The sequence below is a fragment of the Methylobacterium litchii genome, from assembly GCF_038442315.1.
Classification (GTDB): Bacteria; Pseudomonadota; Alphaproteobacteria; order Rhizobiales; family Beijerinckiaceae; genus Methylobacterium; species Methylobacterium litchii.
Map to the genome: position 1 here is coordinate 23188 of NZ_JBBXMY010000022.1, position 17691 is coordinate 40878.

At 70.5% G+C, this 17691-nt stretch carries 17 protein-coding genes; 13 read left to right on the forward strand and 4 right to left on the reverse strand.

The annotated features are described in order from the left end of the window. The first annotated feature begins 39 nt into the window (after positions 1-39). From AAHF99_RS24300 to mutL, 6 genes are all read left to right on the forward strand, one after another. Positions 40-1257 (forward strand): ABC transporter substrate-binding protein, encoded by a 1218-nt coding sequence (locus AAHF99_RS24300; RefSeq protein WP_409564600.1) that lies wholly within the window; start codon positions 40-42, stop codon positions 1255-1257. Between the two features lie 27 nt (positions 1258-1284). Then, complete coding sequence (locus tag AAHF99_RS24305; RefSeq protein ID WP_243952027.1) at positions 1285-2172, forward strand: branched-chain amino acid ABC transporter permease; 888 nt, start codon at positions 1285-1287, stop codon at positions 2170-2172. 23 nt (positions 2173-2195) lie between these two features. Next, a complete protein-coding gene (locus tag AAHF99_RS24310; RefSeq protein WP_342166941.1) occupies positions 2196-3182 on the forward strand; it encodes a branched-chain amino acid ABC transporter permease in 987 nt (328 codons plus the stop codon). A gap of 7 nt (positions 3183-3189) precedes the next feature. Then, positions 3190-3948, forward strand: coding sequence for an SDR family NAD(P)-dependent oxidoreductase (locus tag AAHF99_RS24315; protein ID WP_342166942.1), 759 nt, complete (start codon positions 3190-3192; stop codon positions 3946-3948). Between the two features lie 235 nt (positions 3949-4183). After that, entirely contained in the window at positions 4184-4540 is a 357-nt protein-coding gene (locus AAHF99_RS24320) for a hypothetical protein (protein WP_243952024.1), read from the forward strand. Positions 4541-4592: 52 nt separating this feature from the next. Next, positions 4593-6491, forward strand: a complete 1899-nt coding sequence (gene mutL / locus AAHF99_RS24325) for a DNA mismatch repair endonuclease MutL (RefSeq protein ID WP_342166943.1) — start codon at positions 4593-4595, stop codon at positions 6489-6491. A gap of 6 nt (positions 6492-6497) precedes the next feature. Here mutL and AAHF99_RS24330 read toward each other — a convergent pair whose 3' ends face one another. After that, the gene (locus AAHF99_RS24330) at positions 6498-6875 is read right to left on the reverse strand and encodes a 4a-hydroxytetrahydrobiopterin dehydratase (RefSeq protein WP_243952022.1); all 378 of its coding nucleotides are present in this window, start codon (positions 6873-6875) and stop codon (positions 6498-6500) included. 193 nt (positions 6876-7068) lie between these two features. Between AAHF99_RS24330 and AAHF99_RS24335 the strand changes: the two genes are divergently transcribed. The 3 genes from AAHF99_RS24335 to AAHF99_RS24345 are packed head-to-tail and all read left to right on the forward strand — an operon-like array spanning position 7069 to position 9529. Continuing rightward, the gene (locus tag AAHF99_RS24335) at positions 7069-8055 is read left to right on the forward strand and encodes an ABC transporter substrate-binding protein (protein ID WP_342166944.1); all 987 of its coding nucleotides are present in this window, start codon (positions 7069-7071) and stop codon (positions 8053-8055) included. A 21-nt stretch (positions 8056-8076) separates the two neighbouring features. Continuing rightward, the gene (locus tag AAHF99_RS24340) at positions 8077-8808 is read left to right on the forward strand and encodes an ABC transporter permease (RefSeq protein WP_342166945.1); all 732 of its coding nucleotides are present in this window, start codon (positions 8077-8079) and stop codon (positions 8806-8808) included. Continuing rightward, positions 8789-9529, forward strand: a complete 741-nt coding sequence (locus AAHF99_RS24345) for an ABC transporter ATP-binding protein (protein ID WP_342166946.1) — start codon at positions 8789-8791, stop codon at positions 9527-9529. Before AAHF99_RS24340 ends, AAHF99_RS24345 begins: the two co-directional genes overlap by 20 nt. Before the next feature lie 3 nt (positions 9530-9532). Here the strand turns inward: AAHF99_RS24345 and AAHF99_RS24350 are convergent, their stop codons facing one another. Continuing rightward, a complete protein-coding gene (locus AAHF99_RS24350; protein WP_342166947.1) occupies positions 9533-11440 on the reverse strand; it encodes a hypothetical protein in 1908 nt (635 codons plus the stop codon). 134 nt (positions 11441-11574) lie between these two features. Then, positions 11575-11901 carry a HesB/IscA family protein gene (locus AAHF99_RS24355; RefSeq protein WP_243952017.1) on the reverse strand — a complete coding sequence of 109 codons (327 nt, stop codon included), beginning with the start codon at positions 11899-11901 and terminating at the stop codon, positions 11575-11577. Positions 11902-12017: 116 nt separating this feature from the next. Here AAHF99_RS24355 and AAHF99_RS24360 point away from each other — a divergent pair, with 116 nt between their 5' ends. The 4 genes from AAHF99_RS24360 (at position 12018) to AAHF99_RS24375 (ending at position 16490) form a co-directional block, all read left to right on the forward strand. Next, a complete protein-coding gene (locus tag AAHF99_RS24360; RefSeq protein WP_342166948.1) occupies positions 12018-13277 on the forward strand; it encodes a deoxyguanosinetriphosphate triphosphohydrolase in 1260 nt (419 codons plus the stop codon). Between the two features lie 89 nt (positions 13278-13366). Next, entirely contained in the window at positions 13367-14212 is an 846-nt protein-coding gene (trpA, locus tag AAHF99_RS24365) for a tryptophan synthase subunit alpha (protein WP_342166949.1), read from the forward strand. A 37-nt stretch (positions 14213-14249) separates the two neighbouring features. Beyond that, complete coding sequence (gene accD / locus AAHF99_RS24370) at positions 14250-15158, forward strand: acetyl-CoA carboxylase, carboxyltransferase subunit beta (protein WP_342166950.1); 909 nt, start codon at positions 14250-14252, stop codon at positions 15156-15158. A gap of 6 nt (positions 15159-15164) precedes the next feature. Next, on the forward strand, positions 15165-16490 hold the full coding sequence (locus AAHF99_RS24375) for a bifunctional folylpolyglutamate synthase/dihydrofolate synthase (protein ID WP_243952013.1): 1326 nt from the start codon (positions 15165-15167) through the stop codon (positions 16488-16490). Between the two features lie 7 nt (positions 16491-16497). Here the strand turns inward: AAHF99_RS24375 and dxr are convergent, their stop codons facing one another. Further along, a complete protein-coding gene (gene dxr / locus AAHF99_RS24380; RefSeq protein ID WP_342166951.1) occupies positions 16498-17676 on the reverse strand; it encodes a 1-deoxy-D-xylulose-5-phosphate reductoisomerase in 1179 nt (392 codons plus the stop codon). Positions 17677-17691 lie beyond the last annotated feature (15 nt).

Genomic DNA, 17691 nt, shown 5'->3' on the forward strand with positions numbered 1-17691 from the left:
ATTGTCGACCGGCCGATCCGGCCCCAAGGAGTGACACCGATGAACGGACGCTTCCCGCTCGCCGCGCTCGCGGGCGCCTTCCTCGCGGGTGTCGCCATGGTCGCGCCGGCTTCCGCCCAGACCGCCGTGAAGATCGGCATCCTGGGTGACCGCTCGGGCGCCTATTCCGACATCAGCGGCGAAGGCTCGGTGGTCGCCGCCAAGCTCGCGCTGGAGGACTTCAAGCCGGAGGAGAAGGGCCTGAAGGTCGAGATCGTCTCGGCCGACCACCAGAACAAGCCGGATGTCGGCGCGGCCATCGCCCGCCAGTGGTACGACCGCGATCATGTCGACATGATCACCGACGGCGTCACCTCTTCCGTCGCCCTGGCGATCAGCCAGGTGACGAAAGAGAAGAACAAGGTCTTCATCGACACGGGCGCCGGCACCGCCGACCTCACCGGCCCGCAATGCAGCCCGAACACCATCCACTGGGTCTACGACACGGTGGCGCTCGCCAACGGCACCGGCGGCGCGATGGTGAAGCGCGGCGGCAATACGTGGTTCTTCCTTACGGCCGATTACGTCTTCGGCCAGACGCTCCAGCGCGACACCACCAAGGTCATCGACAAGAACGGCGGCAAGGTCGTCGGCTCGGTGAAGACGCCGTTCCCGACTGCCGACTTCTCGTCCTTCCTGCTTCAGGCGCAGAGCTCCGGCGCCAAGGTGATCGGGCTCGCCAACGCGGGCGCCGACACGATCAACTCCATCAAGCAGGCCGGCGAGTTCGGCATCACCGAGGGCGGGCAGGCGCTTGCCGGCCTCCTTGTCTTCTCGTCGGACGTGCATTCCCTCGGCACGAAGGTCGCGCAGGGCCTCGTGCTCACCGAGCCCTTCTACTGGGACCTCAACGATCAGACCCGCGCCTTCTCCGACCGCTTCGCCAAGCAGATGAAGGGTTCGAAGCCGACCTCGAACCATGCCGGCGTCTATTCGGACGTGCTCCACTACCTGAAGGCGGTGGCCGAGATGAAGTCGACCGCCGATGGCGCCGCCACGGTCGCCAAGATGAAGGCGATGCCGACCGACGACCCGCTGTTCGGCAAGGGCGTGGTGCGGGCCGACGGCCGCAAGATCCACGACATGTACCTGTTCGAGGTCAAGAAGCCCGCTGAGTCGAAGGGGGAGTGGGACCTCTACAAGAAGCTCGAGACGATCCCCGGCGATCAGGTCTTCCGCCCGCTGGGCGAGGGCAACTGCCCGCTGGTGAAGGGCTGAGCGTGTAGGCGTCTGGGAGTTTCGGCGATGATGACGATTTTCGGCGTGCCGACCCAGGCGCTGTTCGGCCAGCTCTTGCTGGGGCTGATCAACGGCTCGTTCTACGCGATCCTGTCGCTCGGGCTGGCGATCATCTTCGGCCTGTTGAACATCATCAACTTCGCCCACGGCGCGCTCTACATGATGGGCGCGTTCGTGGCGTGGATGCTGCTCACTTATTTCGGCCTCGGCTATTGGTGGGCGCTGGGTCTGGCGCCCCTCGTCGTCGGCGTGTTCGGGGTGATCCTCGAACGGGTACTGATCGCGCGGCTCTACAAGCTCGATCACCTCTACGGCCTGCTCCTGACCTTCGGCCTCGCGCTGATCATCCAGGGCCTGTTCCGCAACCAGTACGGCGTGTCGGGCCTGCCCTACGCGATCCCCGCCGAACTGTCGGGCGGCCAGCGCCTGCCCTTCATGTTCCTGCCGAACTACCGGGCGTGGGTAGTGGTGGCCTCGCTCACCGTCTGCATCGCCACCTGGCTCATCATCGAGAAGACCAAGCTCGGCGCCTATCTGCGCGCGGCCACCGAGAACCCGACCCTCGTCCAGGCCTTCGGCGTGAACGTGCCGCTGTTCCTGACGCTGACCTACGGGTTCGGCGTCGCGCTCGCGGGTTTTGCCGGGGTGCTCGCCGCGCCGATCTATTCGGTGAACCCGAACATGGGCGCGGACATCATCATCGTGGTCTTCGCGGTGGTGGTGATCGGCGGCATGGGCTCGATCATCGGCTCGGTGATCACCGGCTTCGCCCTCGGCCTCGTCGAGGGCCTGACCAAGGTGTTCTACCCGGAGGCCTCCTCCACCGTGATCTTCGTCATCATGGTGGTGGTGCTGCTCGTCAAACCCGCCGGCCTGTTCGGGCGCACGGCCTGACCGCGAATCGAGGCTCGACACACATGGCCGACACCGCCGCCCTCGACGCCGCCCCGATCGCCGCCTCCCTGCCGGAGAGCCGGGACGACAAGGCGCTTCAGCGCAAGATCTTCATCGGCCTCGCCCTGCTGCTCGTGGCGGCGCCGATGGTGCTCTACCCCGTCTACCTGATGAAGGTGCTGTGCTTCGCGCTGTTCGCCTTGGCCTTCAACCTGCTGCTCGGCTACGGCGGCCTGCTCTCCTTCGGTCACGCCGCCTATTTCGGCATGGCGAGCTACCTCTCGGCCTACAGCGCCAAGATGTGGGGGCTGACCCCGGAACTGGCGATCCTCCTCGGCACGGCCACCGCCGCCCTGCTCGGGCTCGTCTTCGGCTCGCTGGCGATCCGGCGGCAGGGCATCTACTTCTCGATGATCACCCTGGCGTTGGCGCAGATGGCGTTCTTCTTCGCCCTGCAGGCGAAGTTCACCGGCGGCGAGGACGGCATCCAGGCGGTGCCGCGCGGCGCCCTGTTTGGGGTGATCCCGCTCGACGACGACCGCGCGATGTATGCCCTTGTCGCGGTGGTCTTCTTCTTCGGGATGCTCGCGATCTACCGGATCATCCACTCGCCCTTCGGGCAGGTGCTGAAGGCGATCCGCGACAACGAGAACCGCGCCGTCTCCCTGGGCTACCGGGTGAACCAGTACAAGCTCGCGGTCTTCGTCCTCTCGGCGACGCTGGCCGGGCTCGCGGGCGCCACCAAGGCCATTGTGTTCCAGCTCGCCTCGCTCACCGACGTGCACTGGTCGATGTCGGGCGAGGTGGTGCTGATGACACTGGTGGGCGGCATGGGCACGGTGTTCGGCCCCATCGTCGGCGCGCTGGTGATCGTCACGATGGAAACCTACCTCGCGCAGTTCGGCGCCTGGGTGACGGTGATCCAGGGCTGCGTCTTCGTCCTCTGCGTGCTGCTGTTCCGCGAGGGCGTGGTGGGGCTCATCGCGCGCCGGCTGCGCAAGCCGCTTTAGGAATCCCGTGCAGATCGCCGATCACGTCTTCCTCGTCACCGGAGCGGCCTCCGGCCTCGGGCGTGGCGTCGCCGAACATCTCGCGGCCGAGGGCGCGAAGCTCGTCCTGGCCGATCTCGACCCGCGCGGCAAAGAGGTCGCACAGGCGCTGGGCGCCACCTTCGTCCGCACGGACGTGGCCGACGAGGCGCAGGGGCGCGCCGCCGTCGAGGCCGCCGTCAGCACGCATGGCGGCCTGCACGGCCTCGTCAATTGCGCGGGCATCGTCTCGGGCGGGCGGGTCGTCGGCCGCGACGGGCCGCACGACCTCGACGCCTTCGCCCGCACCGTGCGGGTCAACTTGATTGGCACGTTCAACATGATCCGCCTCGCCGCCCAGGCGATGGCGGCGGGCACGCCCAACAGCGAGGGCGAGCGCGGGGTCATCGTCTCGACCGCCTCCATCGCCGCCTTCGACGGGCAGATCGGCCAAGCGGCCTACGCCGCCTCGAAGGGCGGCGTGGCGAGCCTCACCCTGCCGCTGGCGCGGGAACTGGCCCAGCACGGCATCCGCGTCGTCGCCATCGCCCCCGGCGTGTTCGAGACGCCGATGATGGCGGGCCTGCCCGAGCCGGTGCGCGAGGCGCTCGGCCAATCGGTGCCCTTCCCGCCCCGCCTCGGCCGACCCGCCGAGTTCGCGAGCCTCGTCGCCCATGCCATCGCGAACCCGATGCTCAACGGCGAGGTGATCCGCCTCGACGGCGCCCTGCGCATGGCGCCGCGCTGAGTGTTTTGCTCACGCACTGTCTAGGGCGCCCAACGTGGAAGCAAATGGCCCACGCCGCCAAAAAGCGCCAAGGCCAAGCTTGTGTTGCATTCGAGCATCGAAAAACAATCAGGCGTCTCGGAAGATCAGAATTTCCGGCCGCAGACCCAAGACTTCAGCGACGCGGAAACGGCCACGCTACCCTTCGTTAACCAATCGATCCTCATCATCCACTCATCAGCCGATGGGTGAAGCGATGTCCCAGGCCCGCACTCGCAGTTTCGACGACCCGACCCTCGATTGCCCGGTGCCACCCGAAACGGTGGGCCGTCTGGCGAGGGCGACACCGGGCGACCTGCCCGATCTCGTGGAAGGCATTCCGGAATCGACGCGGGCGCGGCTCGCCGTCTGGCTCTATGGGCGCAGCCACACCCACGAGATCGGCGTGCGGATCGCCGCCACCTGCGACGGGTCGAGCCTGCGCCGGGCGGGCGGCCTGATCGGCAACGCCCTCTACGACCTCTCCCGCCGGCCCTACGCGGCGCCGACCCACGGCACCCGCAGCCACGGCGCGGCGCGGATCAGCCTCGGCGGGTCGAGCCGCTTCGTCTGACCGCGACGCGGCCCCTGTCGCCCGGCGCGGCCAGGGGGTATTCTGGCGGGACATGTCCGCTCCCGCCGCACCGATCCGCCGCCTCGACCCCGTCCTCGTGGACCGCATCGCGGCGGGCGAGGTGGTCGAGCGCCCGGCCTCGGCTGTCAAGGAACTGGTCGAGAACGCCATCGACGCGGGCACCCGCGCCATCGAGGTCACGATCGAGAGCGGCGGCCGGCGCCTGATCCGGGTGGTCGATGACGGGCGCGGCATGTCGCCCGACGACCTCACCCTCGCGGTCGAGCGGCACGCCACCTCGAAACTGCCGGATGGCGACCTCGGCGCCATCGCCACCTTGGGCTTCCGCGGCGAGGCCCTGCCCTCCATCGGCGCGGTCTCGCGCCTGTCGATCACCACCCGCGCCGAGGGGGCCGAGGCCGGGGCGAGCCTCGTGGTGGATGCCGGACGCAAGGGCGAGGTCGTCCCGGCGGCGGGCGCGCGCGGCACCCGCATCGAAGTGACGGACCTGTTCGCCGCGACTCCGGCCCGGCTAAAGTTCCTGAAATCCGACCGGGCCGAGAACGCGGCCGTCGGCGAGATCGTCCGCCGCCTCGCCGCCGCGCAGCCGGGCATCCGCTTCACCCTGCGCACCGAGGCGGGGCAGCCCCTGGTTCTCCCCGCCGAAACGGGCGACGAGGCCTCCCTGCGCCGGCTCGCTGCCGTGCTGGGGCCGGACTTCCCGGCGAACGCCCTGCCGGTCGGCCTGGAGCGCGAGGGCTTCGCCGTCACCGGCCATGTCGGCCTGCCGACCTTCCACCGCGGCGTGGGGAGCCACATCCACCTCGTGGTGAACGGGCGGCCGGTGCGCGACCGGCTGCTGCTCGGCGCGGTGCGCGGCGCCTATGCGGACACCCTGGCCTCCGACCGGCATCCGGTGCTCGGCCTCGTCATCGCCTGCGCCACCGACCTCGTGGACGTGAACGTCCACCCGGCCAAAACGGAGGTGCGTTTCCGCGAGCCCGGCCTCGTGCGGGCGCTGATCGTGAGCGCGATCCACGATGCCCTGCGCCGGGGCGGGGCGCGCTCCGCGACCACAGGGGGCCAGCGGACCCTGGAGGCCCTGCGCCCGACCCTGCCGCGCATGACCGCGCATACGGGCTACACGGCCCCGAGCCTGTTCCACACGGCGACCGCGCCGCTGCCGCGCGGCCTGCCCTCCTTCGCCGCGCCCTCAGGCTACAGCACCCCCGCCTACCGGCCGACGCCCGGCCTCGCGGAATCGGTTCAGGCCCTTCTGGAGCCGGCGCCCTCGCTGCCGCCGCAGGCAGAGGCCGCGCCGGAGAGCGACCCCGCCGGAGAGGACCATCCCCTCGGCGCGGCGCGGGCGCAGATCCACGGCACCTACATCCTCGCCCAGACCCGCGACGGGCTCGTGATCGTGGACCAGCACGCGGCGCACGAACGGCTCGTCTACGAGCGGCTGAAGGCGCAGCGGGCGGCAGGTGGCATCGCAAGGCAGGGGCTGCTGATCCCCGACGTGGTGGAGATGGAGCCGGAGGCGGCGGAACGGCTCTGCGCCTGCGCGGCGGATCTGGAACGGCTGGGCCTCAGCCTCGAACCGTTCGGGCCGGGCGCGGTGCTGATCCGCGAGGTGCCGGCGCTGCTCGTCGGCGCGAGCATCCGCGACCTCGTGACGGACATCCTCGATGCGCTGGACGCGAGCGGCCTCGAAGAAGGCGGCGATCCCGCCACCGAGACGGGTCCGCTCGGGCGGCGCCTCGACGCGGTGCTCTCGCGGATGAGCTGCCACGGCTCGGTGCGGGCCGGGCGGCGCCTCAAGCCGCAGGAGATGAACGCCCTGCTGCGCGAGATGGAGGCGACGCCGAATTCCGGCCAGTGCAATCACGGCCGCCCGACCTCGGTGGAGCTGAAGCTCGCCGACATCGAGCGGCTGTTCGGGCGGCGGTGAGCCGGCCTACTTCTCGTACTTGATGTAGGCGAAGCGCGGATCGGTGGGGGTGCCTTCGAGCCCCTGCCCCTCCAGGCCCGGCTGCCAGGAGACAACCTCCTCGATCTTCTTCGCCAGGGCGAAATCCTTGTCGGTGATGCCCTTGGCGGCGTGGTTCATCAGCCGGACCTCGACCCAGGCGTAGGAGGCGGTGATGTCGGGGTGGTGCCACGCGGCCTCGGCGAGGTGGCCGACCGTGTTGATCACCATCAGCGTGCTCTTCCACCCGGCCGTCTTGTAGGTGCGGCGGATCCACCCGTCCTCCAGGCGCCAGGACGGCAGCTCGGCCTTCAGCCGCGCTTCCACCGCCGCATCGTCCATCGCGCCCTCACGCCGCTCGGTCATCGTGTTCGCTCCCTGATCGTTGGCGCGCAACGTGCCTGCCCCTTCGGCGCGGTGCAAGGTCGCCCGCGCGCAGGTGGACGCGGCGGGCGGGCCGCCCTATGACCTTTTGGCAATGGCGTCCGCCCGTGGCGGCGCCCAAGGCTGCATGGCCGGCAAAGCCATCGGACCGGAAAAACCGGAGGAGAAACGGCCCATGCTGTCACGGCGCGCCATGCTCGCCGCCGGCCTGCTCGGCGGCCTCGCGGCCCGCGCCGGGCAAGCGAGCGACCTCCCTTCGATCAAGCTCGGCAGCCTGCCCTTCGGCACCTCCACCTGGGAGGCGGCGGTCATCAAGGCGCGGGGCCTCGACGCCGCCAACGGCTTCACCCTGGAACCGACCAAGCTCGCCGGCAACGACGCCGCGCGGATCAGCTTCGTCGGCGGTCAGGTCGATACGATCATCGGCGACCTGCTCTGGGCGGCCCGGCTGAGCAACGAAGGCCAGGCCCTGCGCTTCATCCCCTATTCCACCTCCGAGGGCGCCGTGATGGTGCCGAAGGACAGCCCGATCCAGAGCCTGAAGGACCTCGTCGGCAAGAAGGTCGGCGTGGCGGGTGGCCCCCTCGACAAGAATTGGCTGCTGCTGAAGGCCCAGGCCCGCGACGCGGCTGGGATCGACCTCGAGAAGCAGTGCGAGATCGCCTACGGCGCGCCGCCGCTCATCACCCTGAAGCTCGAACAGGGCGCCCTCGACGCGGCGCTGACCTACTGGACCTATTGCGCGCGCCTCGAACCCAAGGGGTTCCGCCGGCTGATCCGCGCCGAGGACATCATGCGCGCGCTGGGCGCGGGCGGCGATGTCTCGCTGATCGGCTACCTGTTCCACGCCACCACCGTGGCCGAGAAGCCGGCGGCGGTGGGCGGGTTCTACCGCGCCTCGCGGGCGGCGAAGGACATGCTGGCCTCCGACCCCACGACCTGGGACATCGTGCGCCCGCTCATGGACGCGAAGGACGACGCGACCTTCGAGACGCTGAAGCGCGAGTTCCTGGCCGGCACCCCGCGCCGCCCGGTCGCGGCGGAGCGTGCGGACGCCGCCAAGCTCTACGCGGTACTCTCACGGCTCGGCGGAGAACGCCTCGTCGGGGCGGGCAACGGTCTGCCGCAGGACTTCTACTACGACGGCTCCCGCGATGGCTGACACCAGCGTGGTTCCGCCGGCGTGCTGACCCGCATCGTTTCCCTGGCGATCCTCGTCGCCGCGTGGCAGGCCGCCGCGTGGGAGGCCCATTCGCGCCTGCTGCCCGCGCCCCTCGCGGTGCTTGACTTCATCGTCGCGGAGGCCAAGCGCGGCGACCTCGCGCACAACATCGGCATCACCCTGCTGCGGGTGGCCATCGCCTTCGCCATCGCCATGGCGCTCGGCATCGCCCTCGGCGTGGCCCTCGGGCGCTCGCGCAAGGCCGACCTCGCCCTCGACACGCCGCTCCTCGTGCTGCTTAACACGCCGGCCCTCGTCATCACCGTGCTGGCCTATGTCTGGGTTGGGCTCACGGAGACGGCGGCGATCCTTGCCGTGGTGCTGAACAAGCTGCCGAACGTCGCCGTCATCGTCCGCGAGGGTGCGCGCAATCTCGATCCCGGCCTGGAGGAGATGGCCCGCGCCTATCGCTTCGACCGCTGGACGTGGATGCGCGATGTCCTCATCCCGCAGTTGCAGCCCTACATCGTCACGGCGGCGCGGTCTGGGCTGTCCCTCGCCTGGAAGATCGTCCTCGTGGTGGAGTTGCTGGGGCGGCCGGACGGGGTCGGCTTCGCGATCAACTTCTACTTCATCCAGAGCACCGACGTGGCCGCCATCATCGGCTACAGCCTCGTCTTCATGACGGTGATGATCGGGATCGACGTGCTCCTTCTCCAGCGGCTCGAAGCCTATGTCCGACGCTGGCGTTGAGACCGCGCCGGTCCTGCGGGTCGCGGTCGCGGGGAAGACCTACCGGCCGAAGGGCGCCGAGCCCGTCGAGGCCGTACGCGACCTCGCCTTCACCATCCGCGAAGGCGAGATCGTCTGCCTCATCGGCCCTTCGGGCGCGGGCAAGACGACGACGCTGCGCATCCTCCTCGGCCTCGACACGGATTTCACCGGGGAGGTCGCGGGCGCGGAACAGGCCGGCATGGTGTTCCAGGAGCCGCGCCTGCTGCCCTGGCGCAGCGTCGAGCACAATGTTCGCCTCGGCCTCACGAAGGCGGAACGGGGCCGCGATCTCGACGCCCTGTTCGAGCGGCTGGGCCTGACGCCCTGGCGGACCCGCTTCCCCGGCGCGCTCTCCCTCGGGATGCAGCGGCGGGTGGCTCTGGCGCGGGCGCTCGCTGGGGGCCCGCGCGTGCTGGTTCTGGACGAGCCCTTCGTCTCGCTCGACGACAACGCGGCATCGGAACTGCGGGCGCTGGTGGTCGATACGGTCGATGCGGCCGGGATGAGCGTGCTGATGGTGACGCACAACGTCGCCGAGGCCATCGCCATCGCCGACAGGCTGCTGCTCGTCTCCCGCCGCCCGGCGACCCTCGTCGCCGACATCGCCCTCGACCGCCCCCGCCCGCAGCGGGACCGGGCTTGGGCCGACGCGACGCGGACGAGCCTGTCCGCGCGCCACCCCGAGGTCATCGCGGACTGAACGTCAGTTCGCCTTGGCGTCCACGTCCAGCCGGTCGAGCACGGCGGCGGGGGACGGGGCGGTGCCGAGCTCCACGAAGCCGATGCCGGTGGGCTCCTTCGCCTTGGCGCGGATCGTCAGCTTGCCGGGGTTCATCACGAACTGGCCCATCGCAGCGCCGATGGTCTTCGCCGCCGGTCCATTGCCGAGGATCACCGGCACGCCGAGCACGCTCGCGGTGACGTATTCCTTGCGCAATTCGTCGGGCTTGAGGCTCAGCTCCTTCGCCTGCGCGGCGAGGAAGCGCTCGAACAGGCCGCTGTTCTCCACCGTCAGGTCGAGGGTGCGGGCGTTACCCGAGAAGAGCAGCATCGTCTGCGCCGGCACGCTGCCGGAGAACAGTTCGGGGCCGATGCCGCCGAACAGGGCCGCGAGCTTCACCGTGCCGATATCCTTGCCGGAGAGCGTCACGTCACGCAGGGCGACGGTGCGCGCGGCATCGTCCCAGGCGGCGTCGGCCGACATGTCGAAGCTCAGATCGCCATAACCGAAGGCCGGCAGGGCGCCCACCAGCGGCAGGCCGGCGGCCAGGGAGGCGGGCACGTCGAGCCCGGTGAGCGTCAGCCGCGTCGAGGCCGGAGCCCCCTCCACGACCGGGCCCGGCCCGAAGACGCCCCGCCGCAGGACGACGCGGTTCACCTTCGCCGGAATTGGCACCAGGGGATCGCCCGCCTTCGCATCCGGCGCGCGGGCCTCGGCCATCCGCGCGCGGGCGGGCTTGGCGCCCTGCGCCAGCTTCTCGCGCGGCGTGTCGAGGGCGCCGCGCTTCTGCACCGGGGTTTCCGGCGGGAGATCGACGGTGAGGTCGGTGAGGGTGAACGTGCCGAGCCCAGTGGCGAGGCGCCTGGCCTCATCGGCGCCGGGCGTTGTGTCGGGCTTCTCGGCGAGGCGGCGCAGTTCCGCGATGACCGGCCCGAGGCTCGTGCCGGTGAGGGTCAGCCGCCCGAGCCGCGTCCGCGTGACGCCGCTCGCGAGGGAGAACCCCTCGATGCCGACGCCCGCATCGGGTCCGGTGGACGTGTAGAACAGGCGCTCGATCTCCGCGAGCAGGGGCTCGGCGGTGGAATCGCTGATGCTCACGCCCTTGATGTCGACGCTGCCGATCGTCTGCGCACCGAGGATGTCGGCGGCGGCCGAGGCCGAGCGGCTTTGCGTCGCCGGATCGTTCAAGCCGCCCGTGAGGGCGTCGAGGGCGCCGTTCCAGCCACCCGGCACCTGCCGGGCGCCGAGGTCGCGGCCTTCGAGCCGCGTGACCTTCACGGTCGTGCCCTTCTCGTCCGAGATGGCGATGTCGGAGAGTTGCAGGCTGCCGTAGACCCGCAGCACCGGCCCCTTGCCGTCCCCCGCCTCGGTGGCGAGACGCCCGAAGGCGGTGAGGTCGACATCGGTGGCGCGGAAGGCGCCGTAGGTGCCCGCCGCCCCCGGCGAGGCCTTGGTGCCCTTGGACGACAGCGTGACGCCCGAGGCGGTGAGTTCACCGATCCTGCCCGCGCGGACATCCTTCGCGACCACGTCGCGATAGGTCGCGCTCTGGCGCAGGTCGCCGGGGCCGGCATGTTCCGAATCGACCACCGGGGCGGTCAGGCTCGCCGCGTCGAGCCGCGCGAGGCGCGTCGCCCACGGCTCCGGCCCGTCCGGCTTGAGGATCGCGGCGAGGTCGTCCTTCGAGAGGCGCGTGCCGCTCGCCGTCAGCCTCGGCACCTTCACGACCGTGGCGCCGAAGGGCAGCATCACGTCGGTGAGGGTCACATCCTGGACGGCGGCGGCGCCTTCCTGCGCAACCCCCGGCTGCGGGACGACGAGGCCGACCGCCAGCGCGGCAGCGCAGGCCGCGAGAGCCGACCGAAGACGGCGAGCCGCCGGAAAGGTCATGGACAGGTCCGATTTACCGAAGCACGGGCGCGCCTCATCGGGTGGCGCGTTTTACGACGCGACACAATCCCGCGATGGTGGCGTGAGCGTGGCGGACGGGACCTGTCACCCGCCCGCAACGCCGCAAGCCTCGGTTAAAGGGAGAACGAAGTACCGCAACCGCAGGATGCGGTGGCCAGCGGGTTCTCGATCTTGAAGGATTGGCCGATCAGATCGTTCACGAAGTCGATGGTCGAGCCGGCCATGTACTGCACCGAGACCGGATCCACGACCACCGTCGCGCCATCGCGCTCGATGGCGATGTCCTGGTCCTGCCGGTCGCGGGCGATGTCGAAGGAATAGGAGAAGCCGGAACAGCCGCCGCCGTTCACGCTGATGCGGAGCAGCGATCCGGGGGGCTCGCCACCCATGATCTCGTTGATGCGCTTGGCGGCGCGGGGCGTCAGGATAATCTCGGACATCGGTTCAGCCACAGGCATTTCCGCGGCGGCGCGGGACGGCGATTGCCCTGCGCCCTCGGACCACCAAGATATGAGCCTCGGGTCCGTGCTGCAATGCGGGCGCGTGAGGAGCGAGCGTGCAGGATACGAGACGGCCCAACGGCGAGCGGTGGCGGGCACCCTACGCGACGGATCCGGCTGCAACGCGGGGCCGGCTCATCCCCGAGCCGGGTTCGCCCACGCGCAGCGATTTCCAGCGCGACCGCGACCGGATCATCCATTCCACCGCCTTCCGGCGGCTGAAGCACAAGACGCAGGTCTTCGTGCATCACGAGGGCGACCATTACCGCACGCGGCTGACCCATTCCCTCGAAGTGTCGCAGATCGCCCGCGCGCTCGCCCGGGCGCTGGGGCTCGATGAGGATCTGGCGGAAGCTCTCGCCCTGTCGCACGACCTCGGCCACACCTGCTTCGGCCATACCGGCGAGGATGCGCTCGACGCCTGCATGGCGCCGTTCGGCGGGTTCGACCACAACGCCCAGACCCTGCGGATCGTGACCCGGCTGGAGCGCCGCTATGCCGGCTTCGACGGGCTGAACCTCACCTGGGAGACCCTGGAAGGGCTGGTGAAGCACAACGGCCCGCTCCTCACCGCCGAGGGCCTGCCGACCCCGCGCTACGCCGAACGCGGCATCCCGGCGGCGATCCTCGAATACGACGCGGTGAATCCCCTCGACATCGCGCTCCATGCCGGGCCGGAGGCGCAGGCCGCCGCGCTCGCCGACGACATCGCCTATGCCGCGCACGACCTCGATGACGGGCTGCGCGCCGGCCTGTTCGACCTTTCCGACCTCGACGCCGTGCCGTTCCTCGCGGGGCTGCTCGATGAGATCGCCACCCTGCATCCCGGCCTGGAATCGGCGCGGGTGGTCCACGAACTCGCCCGGCGGGTCATCACCCGCTTCGTGGAGGATGTGATCCGCGAGAGCGAACGGCGGATCGCGACCCTGGACCCGAAGACCGTCGCGGACATCCACGCCGCCGGGGCGCCGGTCGTCGCCTTCTCCCCCGCCATCGAAGCGGCGGATGCCGAGGTGATGCGTTTCCTCTGGAAGCGGATGTACCGCGACCCCAGCGTCATGGCCGTGCGCGAGCAGGCCGCCTCCATCGTCTCGGACCTGTTCACCGCCTTCAAGGCCGACCCGTCGCGCATGCCGCCGGAATGGAGCGCCGATCTCGCGCAGGCCTCCGAGCCGCGGATCGCACGGCGCATCGCGGACTACATCGCGGGCATGACCGACACCTACGCCGTGCTCGCCCATCGCAAGCTGTTCGCGGCCACGCCGGAGCTGGAGCGCTCCCCGCCGAGCCGGGGCCTGCCGTTGGCGGAACCCTGAGCGAGACAAGCGCCGGCTCCGCCCCGCTTCACGGCAGGGCGGGGATGGTGTAGCGCGATCCGTTCCCCGAAAGCCTTTTGCACCGACCCATGCCGTCTGCCACGCCGAGCCGCATCGACACCGCCTTCGCCAAGGCCCGCTCCGAAAGCCGTGCGGTGCTCGTCACCTACGTCATGGCGGGCGATCCCGACCCGGAGACCTCGCTGGAGGTCCTGCGCGCGCTGCCCGGCGCGGGGGCGGACATCCTCGAATTCGGTATGCCCTTCACCGATCCCATGGCCGACGGGCCGGCGATCCAGGCGGCGGGCCTGCGCGCCCTGAAGGCCGGGCAGGACGTGGCGAAGACGCTGGGTCTGGTCCGCCGCTTCCGCGCCGAGAACGATACCACGCCGATCGTGCTGATGGGCTACTACAACCCGGTCCACACCTATGGGGTGGATCGCTTCCTCGCCGACGCGGTCGAGGCCGGGATCGACGGGCTGATCGTCGTCGATTGCCCGCCGGAGGAGGATTCCGAACTCTGCCTGCCGGCGCTCGCGAAGGGCATCGCCTTCATCCGGCTGGCCACGCCCACCACCGACGAGCGCCGCCTGCCGGCCGTGCTCGCGAACACGGCGGGATTCGTCTACTATGTGTCGATCACCGGCATCACCGGCACGGCGACTCCCGATTTCGGGCGGGTCGCCGAGGCGGTGGGGCGGATCCGCAAGCACACGGATCTGCCGGTGGTGGTCGGCTTCGGCGTGAAGACCGGCGCCCACGCAGCCGCCATCGCCAAGGGCGCGGACGGGGTCGTCGTCGGCTCGGCGCTGGTCGATGCGCTGCACCGCTCCCTCGACGGCGAGGGCCGCGCAGGCCCCGGCACGGTCGAGGCCGTCACCTCCCTGGTGCGCGAACTGGCCGAGGGCGTCCGCTCCGCCGGCCGCAGCGCCTGAACCCCCTTTCCGCATCGAACGACACGGGCGTTTCAGCATGGTCGAACCGATGAACTGGATCTCGGAGGTCGTGCGCCCCCGGATCAAGACGCTGTTCAAGCGCGAGACCCCGGAGAACTTGTGGGTCAAGTGCCCCGATACCGGCCAGATGGTCTTCCACAAGGAGGTGGAGGCCAACCACTGGGTCATTCCCGGCTCCGAGCATCACCTCAAGATGAGCGCCACGGCGCGCCTCAAGATGATGTTCGACGGCGGCACCTGGATCGACGTCGCCCTTCCCGAGGTGCCGACCGACCCGCTCAAGTTCCGCGACGAGAAGCGCTACGTCGACCGGCTGAAGGACGCCCGCAGCAAGACCGGCCTGCAGGACGCCTTCAAGATCGGCTTCGGCCGGGTCGGCAGCATCCCGATGACGCTGGCCGTGCAGGAATTCGGCTTCATGGCCGGCTCGCTGGGGATGGCAGCGGGCGAGGCCTTCGTGCGCGGCGCGGAGAAGGCCGTCGAGAAGAAGACCCCCTACGTCCTGTTCTCGGCCTCCGGCGGCGCGCGGATGCAGGAGGGCATCCTCTCGCTCATGCAGATGCCCCGCACCACCGTGGCGGTGCGCCGCCTGCGCGACGCGCGGCTGCCCTACATCGTGGTGCTGACGAACCCGACCACGGGCGGCGTCACCGCCTCCTACGCGATGCTGGGCGATGTCCACCTCGCCGAGCCGGGGGCGCTGATCTGCTTCGCCGGCCCGCGCGTGATCGAGCAGACGATCCGCGAGAAGCTGCCGGACGGCTTCCAGCGCGCGGAATACCTGCGCGAGCACGGCATGGTGGATCAGGTGGTGCACCGGCACCAGTTGAAGGACACGATCACCACCCTCTGCGGCCTGCTGATGAACCTGCCCGCCCCCGCGCAGGCCGAGCCGGCCGCGGAACCCGCCTCTGAAATGGCCTGAGGGCCGATGGATTCCTCCGACGCCCTCCTGGCGCGCTTCCTGGCGCTGCACCCTCGCACCATCGATCTGTCCCTCGGGCGGATCGAGCGGTTGCTCGCGCGGCTGAACCACCCGGAGCGGCGCCTGCCGCCGGTGATCCACGTCGCCGGCACCAACGGCAAGGGCTCGACCATCGCCTTCATGCGGGCGATCCTGGAGGCCGGGGGGCTCGCGGCCCACGTCTACACCTCGCCGCATCTGGTGCGGTTCCACGAGCGCATCCGCCTCGGCGCCATCGGCGGCGGGCGGTTCGTGGACGAGGAGACCCTGGCCGACGCGTTCTCCCGCTGCGAGGCCGCCAACGCGGGCGAGCCGATCACCGTCTTCGAGATCACCACCGCCGCCGCGCTGCTGCTCTTCTCCGAGCACCCGGCCGACGTGCTGCTGCTGGAAGTCGGCCTCGGTGGGCGGGTGGACGCCACCAACGTCATCGACCAGCCGGCCTGCGCGGTGGTGACGCCCATCGGCCGCGACCACGCGGAATATCTCGGGGACACGGTGGAATCGGTCGCCACCGAAAAGGCCGGCATCTTCAAGCGCGGCTGCCCGGCGGTGATCGCAGCCCAGGATTACGCCGAGGCCGATACGGTGCTCTGCCGGCAGGCCGAGCGCGTCGGGGCCGACCCGATCATCATCGGCAACCAGGATTTCTCCGTCCACGAGGAGCGCGGGCGGCTCGTCTACCAGGACGAGACCGACCTGTTCGACCTGCCGAGGCCGAAGCTCGCCGGCCGACATCAGCTCGTGAACGCCAGCACCGCCATCGCAGCCCTCCGTGCGGCCGGGTTCGGCGACATCGGCACCGTTGCCCTGGAACGCGGCCTGACGGGCGTCGAATGGCCGGGCCGGCTACAGCGCCTCGGCAAGGGGCGCCTCGCCGCCCTCGTGCCCAGCAGCGCGGAGCTCTGGCTCGACGGCGGGCACAACATGGATGGCGGGCGCATCCTCGCCGCCGCCATGGGCGATCTCGGCGAGCGCAGCGACGCGCCCCTCGTGCTGATCGTCGGACTGCTCGGCACCAAGGACGCCGACGGCTTCCTGCGCCATTTCGTCGGGCTCGCCCGCGCGCTGATCGCGGTGCCGATCTCCGGTCAGGTCGCCGCCCGTCCGCCGGAGGAGGTCGCGGAGATCGCCGAGCGCGCCGGCCTGTCGTCGCGGATCGCCCCGAGCGTCGAGGCGGCTCTGTCGGCCGTAGGCGACATCGCCTTCGAGCGCGCGCCGCGCATCCTCATCTGCGGCTCGCTCTACCTCGCGGGGCAGGTGCTGGCGGCGAACGGCACGCCGCCGACCTGAGCCGCTTTCAGCCCGCCGCGCGCAGCTGGGGCAGGGCCTCGGCGCTCCAGGCGCGCACGTGGGCGTCGATGGCCAGCGCCTCTTCGACATCCGCCGGGGCGTGCGGATAAACCGGCGCGAAATGCGTGCAGGCCCGCTCCACGAGTTCGGCGATGCCGTAGAAGCCGATGCGCCCGCCGATGAAGGCGGCCACCGCTACCTCGTTCGCGGCGTTCATCACGGTCGGTGCGGCGCCCCCGTCGGCCATGGCGGCGCGGGCGATCCGCAGGCAGGGGAAGCGCTCCTCGTCCGCCGCCTCGAAGGTCAGCGCGCCGAGCTTCACGAGGTCGAGCGGCCGCCCGCGCTCGATGCCGAGCCGGTCGCCGAGGCCGAGGCAATGCGAGATCGGCACGCGCATGTCGGGCAGGGCCAGTTCCGCCGTCACCGCCCCGTCGATCCAGTAGACCATCCCGTGGATGACCGATTGCGGATGCACCACCACGTCGAGCCGCGCCGGCTCGATGCCGAAGAGGTGGTGCGCCTCGATCAATTCCAGCCCCTTGTTCATCAGGGAGGCGGAATCGATGTTGATCTTCATGCCCATCGACCATGTCGGGTGGGCGGCGGCCTCGGCGGGCGTCGCGGCGGCGATGCGCTCCCGCGTCCAGGTGCGGAACGGGCCGCCGGACGCGGTGATCATCAGCGTACGCACGTCGTCCAGGGGCCGCCCGTGCAGGGCCTGCGCGAGGGCGTCGTGCTCGGAATCCATCGGCCAGATGGTGGCGCCGTAGCGCTTGGCGTCGCGCATGAACGCGTCGCCCGCGCAGACCAAGCTCTCTTTGTTGGCGAGCGCCACCGTGCGTCCGAGGCGCAGGGCGGCATGCGTCGGCTTGAGGCCGGCGGCTCCGCTCACCGCCGCGACCACGATGTCGGCATCGCGCGCGACGGCCTCGAGCACGGCCCCCTCCCCCGCGCCGTTGGCGATGCCGCTGCCCGACAGCGCCTCGGCGAGCGCTGGGCCGGCGGCCGGGTCGGCGAGCGCCGCGAAGCTCGCGTTCAGCTCGCGGGCGACCTTGGCCAGCGCCGCCGCGTCGCGCCCGCCCACCACCGCGCCGGTGCGGAAGCGGTCCGAATGCTGTGTCAGCAGGTCGGCGGTGGAACGGCCGATGGAGCCGGTGGCCCCGAGTACGGTGACGGTCTGCGTCACGGGCGGAACTCCTGA

Excerpts from the sequence above, each read along its gene's own strand:
- AAHF99_RS24350 (WP_342166947.1), bottom strand. The coding sequence starts at position 11,440 with ATGACCTTTCCGGCGGCTCGCCGTCTTCGGTCGGCTCTCGCGGCCTGC.
- AAHF99_RS24375 (WP_243952013.1), top strand. The coding sequence starts at position 15,165 with ATGGATTCCTCCGACGCCCTCCTGGCGCGCTTCCTGGCGCTGCACCCT.
- AAHF99_RS24305 (WP_243952027.1), top strand. The coding sequence starts at position 1,285 with ATGATGACGATTTTCGGCGTGCCGACCCAGGCGCTGTTCGGCCAGCTC.
- accD (WP_342166950.1), top strand. The coding sequence starts at position 14,250 with ATGGTCGAACCGATGAACTGGATCTCGGAGGTCGTGCGCCCCCGGATC.
- AAHF99_RS24345 (WP_342166946.1), top strand. The coding sequence starts at position 8,789 with ATGTCCGACGCTGGCGTTGAGACCGCGCCGGTCCTGCGGGTCGCGGTC.
- trpA (WP_342166949.1), top strand. The coding sequence starts at position 13,367 with ATGCCGTCTGCCACGCCGAGCCGCATCGACACCGCCTTCGCCAAGGCC.
- AAHF99_RS24310 (WP_342166941.1), top strand. The coding sequence starts at position 2,196 with ATGGCCGACACCGCCGCCCTCGACGCCGCCCCGATCGCCGCCTCCCTG.
- AAHF99_RS24335 (WP_342166944.1), top strand. The coding sequence starts at position 7,069 with ATGCTGTCACGGCGCGCCATGCTCGCCGCCGGCCTGCTCGGCGGCCTC.
- AAHF99_RS24320 (WP_243952024.1), top strand. The coding sequence starts at position 4,184 with ATGTCCCAGGCCCGCACTCGCAGTTTCGACGACCCGACCCTCGATTGC.
- AAHF99_RS24355 (WP_243952017.1), bottom strand. The coding sequence starts at position 11,901 with ATGTCCGAGATTATCCTGACGCCCCGCGCCGCCAAGCGCATCAACGAG.
- AAHF99_RS24330 (WP_243952022.1), bottom strand. The coding sequence starts at position 6,875 with ATGACCGAGCGGCGTGAGGGCGCGATGGACGATGCGGCGGTGGAAGCG.
- AAHF99_RS24300 (WP_409564600.1), top strand. The coding sequence starts at position 40 with ATGAACGGACGCTTCCCGCTCGCCGCGCTCGCGGGCGCCTTCCTCGCG.
- mutL (WP_342166943.1), top strand. The coding sequence starts at position 4,593 with ATGTCCGCTCCCGCCGCACCGATCCGCCGCCTCGACCCCGTCCTCGTG.